This window comes from Arenimonas sp. (assembly GCF_019459675.1).
In the GTDB taxonomy this organism is placed as follows: domain Bacteria; phylum Pseudomonadota; class Gammaproteobacteria; order Xanthomonadales; family Xanthomonadaceae; genus Arenimonas.
Genome location: NZ_JAIBFH010000409.1, coordinates 1 through 12,173, shown reverse-complemented (window position 1 = coordinate 12,173; position 12,173 = coordinate 1). Strand labels below are relative to the sequence as shown.

Here is a 12,173-nt window from a genome sequence, read left to right as displayed (position 1 = left end):
CCCCCCCCCCCCCCCCCCCCCCCCCCCCCCCCCCCCCCCCCCCCCCCCCCCCCCCCCCCCCCCCCCCCCCCCGGTCAGGGACGGCGGGCGAGCTCGGCTTCGATGTCGTCGCGGGCCTTGGGCATCAGGTCCTGCTTGTTGACGCCCATCGCCAGCAGCAGCGGGCAGGCGACGAAGATCGAGGACAGCGTGCCGAACACCACGCCGATCAGCTGCGCCTCGGCCATACCCTTGAGCGATGCGCCGCCGTACAGGTACAGCGCCAGGATCGTCAGGAAGGCCACGAACGAAGTGATGATGGTGCGCGACAGCGTCTGGTTGACCGACCGGTTGAGGATTTCGCGCGGCTCGAGCTTGTTGAGCGTGCGGAAGTTCTCGCGCACACGGTCGAACACCACGATGGTGTCGTTGATCGAGAAGCCCATCACCGACAGGATGCCTGCCAGCACCGTCAGGTCGAAGTCGTGCCCCGTCAGCGCGAACCAGCCGCACACCACCAGCACGTCGGTGAGCGTGGTGATGATGGCCGCGATGGCGAACTTGAACTCGAAGCGCGCCCAGATGTAGGCCAGGAAGCCGAAGGCCACGAACAGCGCCGCGTAGACCCCGTTGATGGCCAGCTCGTTGCCGATCTGCGGGCCCACGAAGTCACTGCGCAGCACCACGCCCGGATTGTCGGCCGTCTGCGACGCCGCCAGGATGGCCGCACCGCCCTGCTCACCCGTCATCGCCGGCTCACCGTCGACTGCTGCTTCAGGCTGCAGGCGAACCACGATGTCGTTGCCCGACCCGAAGGTCTGCACCACCGCACCCTCGAAGCCGGCCGCCTCCAGGCGCGTACGCACCTGCTCGACGTCCACGGGCTGTTCGAACTTGATCTCGGTGGCGGTGCCGCCGGTGAAATCAAGCGCGTAGTTGAAGCCCTTGGTCGCCAGCAGGACCAGGGCCGCCACGCAGATGAACGCCGTCAGCCCGAGGGTGACGTGGCGCAGCCGCATGAAATTGATGTTGCTGTTGGACGGGAAAAGTTCCACGCCGCCTCCTGCGAAAAACGATTAGATCGAAAGTGCGGCGAGCTTCTTGCGCTTGCCGTAGATCAGGGTGGAAATACCGCGCGACACCGAAACCGCCGTGTACATGGACGTCAGGATGCCGATGATGAGCGTGATGCCGAAGCCGCGGATCGGGCCCGAGCCGAACACCGCCATCGCCACGCCGGCCAGCAGGGCCGTGGTGTTGGAGTCGGTGATCGTGCCGGAGGCCTTGTCATAGCCATTGGCGATACTCGACAGCGGCGTGTTGCCGTTGCGCAGCTCTTCGCGGATTCGCTCGTTGATCAGCACGTTGGCGTCCACCGACAGGCCCACCGTCAGCGCGATGCCGGCCAGGCCGGGCAGCGTCAGCGTGGCGCCGATCACCGACATGATGGCAACCACCATCAACAGGTTCAGCAGCAGGGCCACGTTGGTGACCAGGCCGAACATCTTGTAATAGACCAGGAAGAACACCAGCACGAACATGAAGGACCAGAACACGGCCTGCACGCCCCGCTGCACGTTCTCGGCGCCCAGGCTGGGGCCGATGATGCGCTCTTCGATGATCACCATCGGCGCCGCCAGCGAACCGGCGCGCAGCAGGCGGGCCAGGTTGGCGGCCTCTTCCTGGCTGTCCAGGCCGGTGGTCTGGAAGTTGCGGCCGAACACGCCCTGCAGGGTGGCGGCGTTGATCACTTCCTCGGTGACGCGGAAGCTCAGCACTTCTACGCCGTCCACTTCCTTCATCTCGGGGATGGACTCGATGTACACCGCGGCCATCAGCTGGCCGACGTTGTCGCGCGTGTGCGCCAACATGCGGTTGCCACCGGCATTGTTGAGCTCGATCTGCACGGCCGGGCCACCGCCCTGCGGGTCGGGGTTGGACGTGGCGTTGACCAGCTGGTCGCCCGACACGATCACGCGGCGCGACAGCAGGATGGGACGTGGCTTGCCGTCCGCACCCAGGTCACGCGAGAAGTACAGGCGCGCGTTGGGCGGCACGGCGCCGGTGGTGGCGGCCTGTACGGCCTGCGCACCGTAGTCCACCACGTGGCGGTACTCCAGGGTGGCCGTGGCGCCAATCAGGTTGCGAGCCTCGGCCGTGTCCTGCACGCCGGGCAGCTGCACCACGATGCGGCTTTCGCCCTGGCGCTGGATCACCTGTTCGCCAACGCCCAGGCTGTTGATGCGGTTGTCGAGCGTGTTGCGGTTCTGTTCGATCGCACCGTCCATGATCGTCTTGATCAGGGTGGGCGTCATGCGGGCCAGCAGGCGCGTGGGCTGGCCGGGGACGTCCACCAACTCCAGTTCAGGCGCTTCACGGGTGATGGCGGCGCGCACGCGGGACTTGTCGTCGGCGTCCCTGAGGTCCACCTGGATGCCGTTGGCCGTGCGCGCAACGCCGGTGTAGGCGAACTTGCCGTCGCGAAGCACCGTGGCGATTTCGTCGGCGAAGCCGTTGCTGCGCTTCTCGATGGCGGCGTTCTGGTCCACTTCCAGCAGGAAGTGCACGCCGCCCTGGAGGTCCAGGCCCAGCGACATCTGCCGGGCGCCGGCCGATTCAAGCCAGCCGGGCACGGTGGACGCCAGGTTGAGCGCGACGGTGTAGTCCCGGCCCAGCGCGGGGCGCAGGGTGTCGGCGGCCTTGGTCTGCAGGTCGGCATTGGCCAGGCGCACCACCAGGCTGTCCACCTCGATGGCCACGGCCTTGGTGTCGACGCCGCCCTTTTCGAGCAGGCCGCGCACGCGCAGCATCAGCGCGTCGTCCACCACGCCACCCCGGTTGGCCACCACCTGCACGGCGGGGTCCTTGGGATAGAGGTTGGGCAGCGAGTAGAAAGCGGACAGCGCGATGATCAGCGCGGCGACGACGTATTTCCAGGTGGAGTACTGAAGCATGGGCGACAACCGTTTGCGACCCCGTCAGGATCGAGTGTGAATCGGATGGGGGCGGCTCAGGCGGACTTCAACGTGCCCTTGGGCAGCACCGCGGTGATGGCGCCACGCTGGACCTTGACGCTGACCTTGTCGGCGATTTCGACCGTGACAAAGCTTTCGCTGAGGTCTTCGATGCGGCCGGCCATGCCGCCGCTGGTGATCACTTCGTCGCCTTTCTGCAGCTTCGACAGCAGTTCGCGGTGTTCCTTGGCGCGCTTCATCTGCGGGCGCAGCAGCAGGAACCAGAACACGACGAACAGGATGACCAGGGGCAGCAGGCTCATCAGCGGGTTGGGCTGGGCGGCGCCGGTGGCGGCCTGGGCGGCCGCTGGGGAAACCAGGAAATCGAGCAGGGACATGGCTTTACCGTCTCAATGGGGAATCAAGCCTCGAAGTATGCCACAGCCCGCCCCCGCCCTCCCCTCCTCGCCCGGCCCGACCCGGAGGGACGAAGTACCGTCCAAAAGCCCTTCCGCACCGGGCATCGGGACACAACGGCGTCGCGCAGGGCCCGGGGTCAGGCTTCGGAGGCGGGCTCGCGGGCGGCGTGGAAGGCTTCGCGGAAGGCCTGGAACCGGCCGGCCTCGATCGCGGCGCGGATGTCGCGCATCAGCTGCTGGTAGTGGTGCAGGTTGTGGATGGTGCCCAGCATCGAGGCCAGGATTTCGTTGCAGCGGTTGAGGTGGCGCAGGTAGCTGCGGGTGTAGCCGCTGGCGCAGGTGTAGCAGCTGCAGCCTTCCTCGATCGGGCGCAGGTCTTTCTCGTACTGGGCGTTGCGGATGCGCACCTGGCCGCCGCGCACGAAGAAGTGGCCGTTGCGGGCGTTGCGGGTCGGCATCACGCAGTCGAACATGTCCACCCCGCGCGCCACCGCCTCCACGATGTCCTCGGGCTTGCCCACGCCCATCAGATAGCGCGGCTTGTCGTCGGGCAGCAGCGGGCACAGCGCCGCCAGCGTGGCGTCGCGCTCCTCGGCCGGCTCGCCCACGGCCAGCCCGCCCACCGCATAGCCGTCGAAGCCGATGGCCTTGAGGCCTTCGGCCGAGCGCGCCCGCAGCTCCGGCCAGGTGCCGCCCTGCACGATGCCGAACAGCGCCGCGTCGTTGCCTTCATGCGCCCGCTTGCTGCGCTCGGCCCAGCGCAGGCTGAGCTCCATGGATTCGCGCGCCACCGGCTCGGTGGCCGGGTACGGCGTGCACTCGTCGAAAATCATCACGATGTCTGAATCCAGCACGCGCTGGATCTGCATGCTTACTTCGGGCGACAGGAACACCTTGGCGCCGTCGGTGGGCGAAGCGAACGTGACGCCCTCCTCGGTGATCTTGCGGCGCTTGGCCAGCGACCACACCTGGAACCCGCCCGAGTCGGTGAGGATGGGGCCGTTCCAGCCGCAGAACCCGTGCAGGCCGTGGTGCGCCTGTATCACTTCCAGGCCGGGCCGCAGGTACAGGTGGAAGGTATTGCCCAGGATGATCTCCGCCCCGCCCTCGCGCAGCGCTTCAGGCAGCATCGCCTTCACCGTGCCGTAGGTGCCCACCGGCATGAAGGCCGGCGTTTCCACCGTGCCGCGCGGGAAGGTGCGACGGCCGCGGCGGGCTTCGCCGTCCTGACCCAGTTTTTCGAAGCTCATGCGGCTCATGCGGGGTCCTCGGGGTGCAGCAGCATCGCGTCGCCGTAGGAGAAGAAGCGGTAGCGCTCGCGCACCGCATGCTCATACGCCGCCAGGATGCGCTCGCGGCCGGCGAAGGCCGACACCAGCATCATCAGCGTGCTTTCGGGCAGGTGGAAGTTGGTGACCAGCGCGTCCACGGTGCGGATGCGGTAGCCGGGGAAGATGAAGATGCGGGTGTCGCCCGCGAAGGGCTGCACCACGCCGTCGCGCGCGGCCGACTCCAGCGCGCGCACCACCGTGGTGCCCACGGCGACGACGCGGCCGCCGGCAGCGCGGGTACGGGCGATCTGCTGGCACAGCTCGGCGCCCACGTTCAGCCATTCGCTGTGCATCTGGTGGTCGTGCACCGATTCGGTGCGCATGTTCTGGAACGTGCCGGCGCCCACGTGCAGCGTGACGTGGCCGAACTGCACGCCCTTGGCCTGCAGCGCCGCCAGCAGCGCATCGTCGAAGTGCAGCCCGGCGGTGGGCGCCGCCACGGCGCCGGTGTGGCGCGCGAACACGGTCTGGTAGCGGTGCAGGTCGGCTTCCGCGGCCTCGCGCTGGATGTAGGGCGGCAGCGGCATGCGGCCGGCGCGCAGCAGCAGCTTTTCCAGGGGCTCGTCGGTGTCGAAGCGGACGCGGTAGAACTCCCCTTCGCGCCCCAGCACCGTCAGCAGCGTGCCTTCGTCCAGCGTGATGCGACCGCCGGCCTTGGGCGTCTTGCTGGCGCCGATCTGGGCCAGCACTTCGTGCGCGCCGGTGATGCGCTCGAGCAATATCTCGACCCGGCCGCCCGTTTCCTTGGTGCCGTGCAGCCGCGCGGGAATCACGCGGGTGTCGTTGAACACCAGCAGGTCGCCCGCCTGCAGATAGTCCGGCAGGTCGCGCACGATGCGGTCTTCGTACGGCGGCGCCTTCGCCGGCACCACCAGCAGGCGGCTGGAAGAGCGCTCGGCCAGCGGCGCCTGGGCGATCAGCTCGGGCGGCAGGGTGTAATTGAAGTCGGACTTTTTCAAAGTGGGAAGCACGGCGAAGGGCGCGCATTATCCCAGAATCCGCGCGGGCAGGCCCACGCCGCAGTCAGAGCCAGCCTTTGGCCCTCGCCGTCCGGTAGGCCTCGATGCGGTTGGCCGCGCCGGTCTTGCCGATGGCCTCGGACAGATAGTTGCGCACCGTGCCATGGGACAGGTGCAGGCGCTCGGCGATGTCCGCGCTCTTCACGCCCTCGCCGGCCAGGCGCAGCACCTGGCGCTCGCGCTCGGTCAGCGGGTCCGTTTCGCCCCAGGCCGCCACGGCCAGGTGCGGATCGATGGCGCGGCCGCCGGCATGCACCTGCCGCAGGCCGGCCGCCAGCTGTTCCGACGGCGCGTCCTTGAGCAGGTAGCCGCGCACGCCGGCGTCCAGGGCGCGACGCAGGTAGCCGGCGCGGGCGAAGGTGGTGATGATGACCACGCGCGTGGGCAGGCCGGCCTCCTGGACTCGCAGGGCGAGGTCCAGGCCGGTGAGCCCCGGCATCTCGATGTCGGTGACCAGCAGGTCCGGGACCTGCTGCTGCACGGCTTTCCAGGCCGCTTCGCCATCCCCCGCCTCGGCCACCACCTGCAGGTCGGGCTCGAGCCCGAGCAGCGCGGCCAGCGCGCCGCGGACCATGGCCTGGTCCTCGGCCAGCACCAGCCGGATCACGGCGCCGCCTCTTCGATCGCCCGGCGCGGCAAGGTCACCTGCAGCCGGGTGCCGCCGCCCGCCGGGCTGTCGATGTCCAGCAGCCCGCCCACGCCGGCGATGCGCTCGCGCATGCCGGCCAGGCCATTGCCCGGCTGCAGCGCGCCGCCGCGGCCGTCGTCGCTGATCACCAGGCGCAGCTCGCCGGCGTCGTGCAGCAGCTCCACGTCCACCCGGCTGGCCTGGGCGTGGCGCAGCACGTTGGTGGTGGCTTCGCGCAGGGTCATGGCCAGCACCGACTCCAGCGCCGGCGGCAGCGCCACCGGGGCCCGACGCTGGTCCAGGTGCACTTCGGCGGACAGCAGGGCCAGGCGCGTGGCCGCTAGTTCGGCCTGCAGCCCGGTGGCGCGGATGCCCACCACGGCCTCGCGCACCTGGGCCAGCGCCTGGCGCGCCACATTCTCCACTTCGCCGATCTGGCGCTTCGCGGCCTGGGGGTCGGCGTCCACGAGCCGGCCGGCCAGTTCGCTCTTGATGGCCACCAGCGACAGCGTGTGGCCCAGCAGGTCGTGCAGGTCGCGGCCGATGCGCTCGCGCTCAGCCAGCGCGGCCAGGCGGCCCACCTCGTCCTGCGTGAGCCTGAGCTCGGCGTTGCGCCGCGCCCGGGCGCGCGCCAGCACCACGCCGCCCAGCACCAGCCCGCCGATCACCGTGACCATCGCCACGTAACCCACGGCGAACGGCAGCGGCAGGGTGCTGAAGAACAGCGCCGCCGTCAGCACCAGCATGGCCCCGGCGGCCAGCAGCGCATGGCGCAGCGGCAGCACGGTTCCCGCCATCGCGAACGCATAGATCACGAACGTATTGCCGCCGGGATTGACCGTGATGACGGCCAGGCCCAGGGCGGCCACCGCGGGGATGAGCGCGCGCTGGCGCAGGCCGCGCCAGCGGAAAAAGGCGAAGTACATGGGCAGGAACACCAGGGCCGCCACCGCGCTGACCGCCCACGGCCGGACCGGTGACCCGGACCAGAACATCAGCGGCAGGAACAGGAACACCAGATAGACCAGGCCCATCCAGGGCGGGCCCATCATGTCGTCGTATTCGTGGCGCGTGTTCTCGCCCACATGCATCCTGCCTGGCCGGAGCAAGGACATTATCGGAATTCCACCTGGTCGAGGTCGAACGTGAAATCGCCCTGGCCCGACGGCACGGTGATGGCGATGGCGCGCAGGCGCGACGGATCGGCGCCGGGGACGTCGGACAGGCGCACGCGGAACTCTTGCCACCGCGCGTCGGGCGCTACGGAAACGCTGGCCGGGGACGCACCTTCGCCGCCGGAGAACAGCAGCACGGAGAGCGTGCGGCCATCGCCGCGGGCATGGAACACCAGCTCGCCCAGACCGCTGGCGTCCAGGGGCGACATGCCGCCTTCGCCCAGGCCCAGGAACGCCCCCGCCCAGACGGTGCCACCGCCGCCCTGCAGCCGCCCGCGCACCTGCAGGGCACCGGCGCTGCCCTGCGCGCCGCCTTCGATGCGCGCCAACGCGGCGTCTGACTGCCCGCCGATCATGCGGTCGGTGGTGGCGATCCACTGGCCGCCCAAGCGGCTGCCCAGCCCGCCGGCATCGAAGTGGCTGACGATGCCCGCCGCGAGGGCAGGCACCACTTCGGTGGCAACGCGACGGTCCACTTCGCGACCGTTCTTCCAGACGGTGACGATGGCGAGGGTCTGGCCCAAGTCCGTGGAGGGATCCCCTTCCACCAGCAGCAGGTCGGCGCGCTGGCCGGGTGCGATCCGGCCGCGGTCGCGCAGGCCGAACGCATCGGCAGGCACCGACGTGGCCGCAGCCAGCGCCTGCGCCGGCGACAGGCCCGCCTTCGCCAGCCAGGCCATTTCCTCATGCAGCGACACGCCGTGGGCGGTGTCGGGATTGGGGGCATCGGTGCCCGCCAGGATGGGCACGCCGGCGGCGTTCAGGCGCCGCACGCTCTCCATGGCGTTGCGCAGCAGCGCGGGGTTGGCGGCAGCGAATCCAGCCCGGCCGGCGAGCGACTGGCGCTGGTCGCCCGACAGCCATTGCGACACGCGCGGATCCTCCGCCAGCCGGCTGTGTTCCCCTGAAAACCCTGCCACCACGGTCAGCGTCGGCACCACGAAGGCGCCGCGCTCGCGCGCCAGCGCCACGAAGGCCGCGTCGGCCGGCACGTCCTGGAACACGTGCACCAGCCCGTCGGCGCCGTCGCGCAGCGATTCGCGCGCCGCTTCCTGCGCCGACGCATGCACCACCGCCAGGCGACCGCGGGCGTGGGCCGCGGCCACCAGCGCGGCGGCGGTGGCGGCGTCCAAAGTCGGCAGGTTTTCGCCGTCGCGGTAGACGTGCAGGTCTTCGCGCACGATCTTGATGAAATCGGACCCCTCGGCGATGCGGGCATCCACCCACGCCGGGGCTTCGTCGGCCGAAGCAAGCGTGGGTATCGCCATGCCGAACTGCGTGCCGTGGCCGCCCGCGGCCGTGGCCAGCGTACCGGCGGACCACAGGTCGGCGCGGTCGGTCGGGTCCGGCGATTCGCGCTGGGTGCGCGCGGAGCCCAGCGTCACCGGGTCGCTGAACATGTCCAGCATCGTGGTCACGCCGAACCGAAGCGCATCGCGACGCGCCGCGTCCCAGGTGTGCACATGGGCGTCCACCAGGCCGGGCAGCAGCGTGCGGCCGGCACCCTCCACCACCGCGACGCCTTTGGCCAGCGGGATCGACTCACCCACCGCCACGATGCGGCCGTCGCGCACATGCACCGATTGGCGGTCGTGGAAGCGTTCGCCGTCGAACAGGCGCACGTCGCGCACCACGAACTCGCGTGCGGACGCCTTGGGCGCGGGCGCCGCGGGCGGCGCCGCGGGATCGGGCATCGCCACCAGCGCCAGCACCAGCACGCCCACCGCCACCGCCAGCACAGCCTGCAGTCGGTTCATGGCTCAGGCCTTTCGCAGCCGCAGGGCGGCCAGGGTCAGGAACACCACCGTGGTCGCCACCAGCACCAGCGCGTGGTGGGCGTAACGCACGTCCGGCACCTGGCCGACCACGCCCAGCGCCATCTGCGCCAGATGCCAGGACGGCCAGATGACGGCCAGCTTCTGCAGCACCGCAGGGAAGGCAAACAGCGGCATCCACAGGCCCGACAGCACCGCCATCGGCAGGTACACCAGGTTCACCACCGCCACCGCCGCGTCTCCCTTCACCAGGGTGCCGATCCACAGGCCCATTGCGCAGAACGGCATCGTGCCCAGCAGCAGGGTTGCCACCAGCAGCCCCCAGGTCAGCGCATCGATGCGGACCCCGCCGAAACCCACCGCGGCGATCGTCAGCAGGCACACCACGGCCAGCCCGAACACCAGGCTCATGGCGATCTTGGCGATGAAGTAGACGAACGTCGGCATGGGCGACACGCGCTTGAGCTCCAGCCAGCCCTTCTCGCGTTCGATCGCCAGGCCCACGCCGAAGCCGAACAGCGCCGGCCCGATCACGCCGAACACGCCGTAGGTCGCCAACAGGTAGGCCGACTTCTGGTAACCGCCCCACTGTCCGGGCAGCACCAACGCGAACAGGACGTAGAACACCACCGGGAACGCCAGCGACGGGATGGCGAACGCGGGCGTGCGCAGCACCCGCAGCAGTTCGTACCAGGCCTCGAGTGACTGGATGCGCAGCAGCGACGGGGACGGTGCGGCGGGCAGCGGCTGGGACGGGTTCATGCGGCGGTCTCCACGGGGCAGGACGGCGCGGGCGCGCGTCCGGCGGTCAGGGTGAGGAAGGCTTCTTCCAGGCTGAGCGGGCGCACTTCCAGGTCGCGCAGGCCATCATCCGCGGCCAGCCAATGGCGCAGCAGGGCTTCGGCGTCGCGCGTGAGCACGTCGGTGATCCCGCTCTCCACCGACAGCGAAACCACGCCGGGCCATCGCTGCATCGCGGCCGGCGCCAGCGCGGTGCGCGCGCGCACCCGCTTGCCGTCGGCGCGCGACTTGATGCCGGCCGGCGTGTCCTGCGCCAGCACGCGGCCGCCGGCCATCAGCACGATGCGATCGGCCAGGGCGTCGGCCTCCTCCAGGTAATGCGTGGTCAGCACGATGCCCGCGCCCTCGTCGCGGAGCTGGCGCAGCACGGCCCAGAAGTTGCGGCGCGCCTCGACGTCCAGGCCCACGGTGGGCTCGTCCACGAACAGCAGCGGCGGTCGTCCGCAGATGGCCAGCGCAAACTCCACGCGGCGCTTCTGGCCGCCCGACAGCGCGCCGTAGGGGCGCTTGGCCAGGTCGGCCAGGCCCGCCAGCGCCAGGGTTTCGGCGACCGGCCGAGGCGACGGGTAGTAGCTTGAGAAAAGCTTCACGTGCTCGGCCACGCGCAGGGTGTCGGGCAGGTCGCCGTCCTGCAGCATCACGCCGATGCCCCGGCGGGCGGCGGGCTCGCGCGGGTCACGGCCGAACAGCTGCACGCGGCCGCCGTCGGGGCTGAGCCGGCCGGTCAGCAGGCCCAGCGCCGTGCTTTTCCCGGCGCCGTTGGCGCCCAGCACGGCCAGCACCTCGCCGTCCCGGACTTCCAGGTCCACCGCGTCCAGCGCCAGGACGGGGCCATAGCGCTTGGTGGCCGACGTGAGCGTGGCGAGGGTGTGCGTTGCGGATGAAACAATGGTCATGGCGGATCCTCCCGGTTCGCCGCCAGTGTCGAATTCGTGCTGCCCCGCGGTCAGTGGGGCTGGTCAGCAATCGCACCTGACAGCTGTCACCCCGCACGGCCCGATTCAAACGCCCGGGGGTTACGTGGCCCCGCCCCGGGTGGTAATATCCACGCCAAGTAGTTGATTTAAAAAGCAAGAGATGCGGCGTGAGGACCCTCCTCGCGTTTTGTTTTTGGGCCCGGAGAGCGCCATGAACCTGATCGACATCCTCAAGCCCCTGCGCAGCCACGGCGGCACCGTGCGCACCGCCGGCCTCGACGACGCCAGCGTGCTGCGCCTGGCCGACCGCTTCCCGGAGCTGGTCGCTGCCGCGCACGCCGCCGTCGAGCAGTACACCGCCATCCGCAGCGAATTCGTCGACCTGCTGGAGATGGACGAACAGGCCCAGATTGAAGCGGTGCAGGCTGGCTTCGTGAACTTCTATTCCGAAGACGCGGTGAACCCTTACGTAGCCCTGGCCGCGCGCGGCCCGTGGGTGGTGACGCTCAAGGGCGCCGTGGTCCACGATTCGGGCGGCTACGGCATGCTCGGCTTCGGCCACACGCCGCAGGCGGTGCTCGACACCATCGCCAGGCCGCAGGTGATGGCCAACGTCATGACGCCCTCGCTGTCGCAGCTGCGCGTGGTGCGCGCGCTGCGCAGCGAAATCGGCCACAGCATCGGCGGCTGTCCCTTCGCGCGCTTCCTGTGCCTGAATTCGGGCTCGGAGTCGGTGTCGCTGGCTGGCCGCATCGCCGACGTGAACACCAAGATCCACACCGATCCGGGCGGCAGGCACGCCGGCAAGCGCGTCAAGCGCATCGCCGTGAAGGGCGCCTTCCATGGCCGCACCGAGCTGCCGGCGCTGTACTCGGATTCTTCGCGCAAGGCCTACCTGCAGCACCTGGCCAGCTACAAGCACCACACCGAGCAGCTGATCACCATCGAGCCCTACTCCATCGAAGGCCTGCGCCAGGCCTTCGCCGACGCCGAGGCCAACGGATGGTATTTCGAAGCCATGTTCATCGAGCCGGTGATGGGCGAAGGCGACCCGGGCCGCTCGGTGCCGCCGTCGTTCTACGCGCTGGCCCGCGAACTGACCCGCCAGCACGGCAGCCTGCTGCTGCTGGATTCGATCCAGGCCGGCCTGCGGGCGCACGGCGTGCTCTCGATCG

11 protein-coding genes are annotated in these 12,173 nt (G+C 70.0%); 1 reads left to right on the top strand and 10 read right to left on the bottom strand.

The genetic code is table 11. The features are described 5' to 3' along the window. Nucleotides 1-74 precede the first annotated feature (74 nt). From secF to K0M70_RS13520, 10 genes are all read right to left on the bottom strand, one after another. Nucleotides 75-998, bottom strand: a complete 924-nt coding sequence (gene secF, locus K0M70_RS13565) for a protein translocase subunit SecF (protein WP_290782810.1) — start codon at nucleotides 996-998, stop codon at nucleotides 75-77. A 57-nt stretch (nucleotides 999-1,055) separates the two neighbouring features. Further along, entirely contained in the window at nucleotides 1,056-2,933 is a 1,878-nt protein-coding gene (gene secD, locus K0M70_RS13560; RefSeq protein WP_290782809.1) for a protein translocase subunit SecD, read from the bottom strand. A gap of 56 nt (nucleotides 2,934-2,989) precedes the next feature. Then, nucleotides 2,990-3,331 carry a preprotein translocase subunit YajC gene (yajC, locus tag K0M70_RS13555; protein ID WP_290782807.1) on the bottom strand — a complete coding sequence of 114 codons (342 nt, stop codon included), beginning with the start codon at nucleotides 3,329-3,331 and terminating at the stop codon, nucleotides 2,990-2,992. A gap of 158 nt (nucleotides 3,332-3,489) precedes the next feature. Then, entirely contained in the window at nucleotides 3,490-4,611 is a 1,122-nt protein-coding gene (gene tgt, locus K0M70_RS13550; RefSeq protein ID WP_290782805.1) for a tRNA guanosine(34) transglycosylase Tgt, read from the bottom strand. Beyond that, nucleotides 4,608-5,654, bottom strand: coding sequence for a tRNA preQ1(34) S-adenosylmethionine ribosyltransferase-isomerase QueA (gene queA, locus K0M70_RS13545; RefSeq protein WP_290782803.1), 1,047 nt, complete (start codon nucleotides 5,652-5,654; stop codon nucleotides 4,608-4,610). Before queA ends, tgt begins: the two co-directional genes overlap by 4 nt. A 52-nt stretch (nucleotides 5,655-5,706) precedes the next feature. Continuing rightward, complete coding sequence (locus K0M70_RS13540; RefSeq protein WP_290782802.1) at nucleotides 5,707-6,309, bottom strand: response regulator transcription factor; 603 nt, start codon at nucleotides 6,307-6,309, stop codon at nucleotides 5,707-5,709. Further along, nucleotides 6,306-7,415, bottom strand: coding sequence for a sensor histidine kinase (locus K0M70_RS13535; protein ID WP_290782800.1), 1,110 nt, complete (start codon nucleotides 7,413-7,415; stop codon nucleotides 6,306-6,308). Before K0M70_RS13535 ends, K0M70_RS13540 begins: the two co-directional genes overlap by 4 nt. A gap of 29 nt (nucleotides 7,416-7,444) precedes the next feature. Beyond that, on the bottom strand, nucleotides 7,445-9,262 hold the full coding sequence (locus K0M70_RS13530; protein ID WP_290782798.1) for an amidohydrolase family protein: 1,818 nt from the start codon (nucleotides 9,260-9,262) through the stop codon (nucleotides 7,445-7,447). Nucleotides 9,263-9,265: 3 nt separating this feature from the next. Next, nucleotides 9,266-10,042: an ABC transporter permease gene (locus K0M70_RS13525; RefSeq protein WP_290782797.1), complete on the bottom strand. Its 777-nt coding sequence runs from the start codon at nucleotides 10,040-10,042 to the stop codon at nucleotides 9,266-9,268. Continuing rightward, nucleotides 10,039-10,977, bottom strand: coding sequence for an ABC transporter ATP-binding protein (locus tag K0M70_RS13520; RefSeq protein WP_290782795.1), 939 nt, complete (start codon nucleotides 10,975-10,977; stop codon nucleotides 10,039-10,041). The genes K0M70_RS13525 and K0M70_RS13520 overlap by 4 nt, the downstream gene beginning before the upstream one ends. 232 nt (nucleotides 10,978-11,209) lie before the next feature. On the opposite strand from K0M70_RS13520, the gene K0M70_RS13515 reads away from it, so the two are divergent. Then, the coding region (locus K0M70_RS13515; RefSeq protein WP_290782793.1) for an aminotransferase class III-fold pyridoxal phosphate-dependent enzyme at nucleotides 11,210-12,173 on the top strand (964 nt) is incomplete at its 3' end.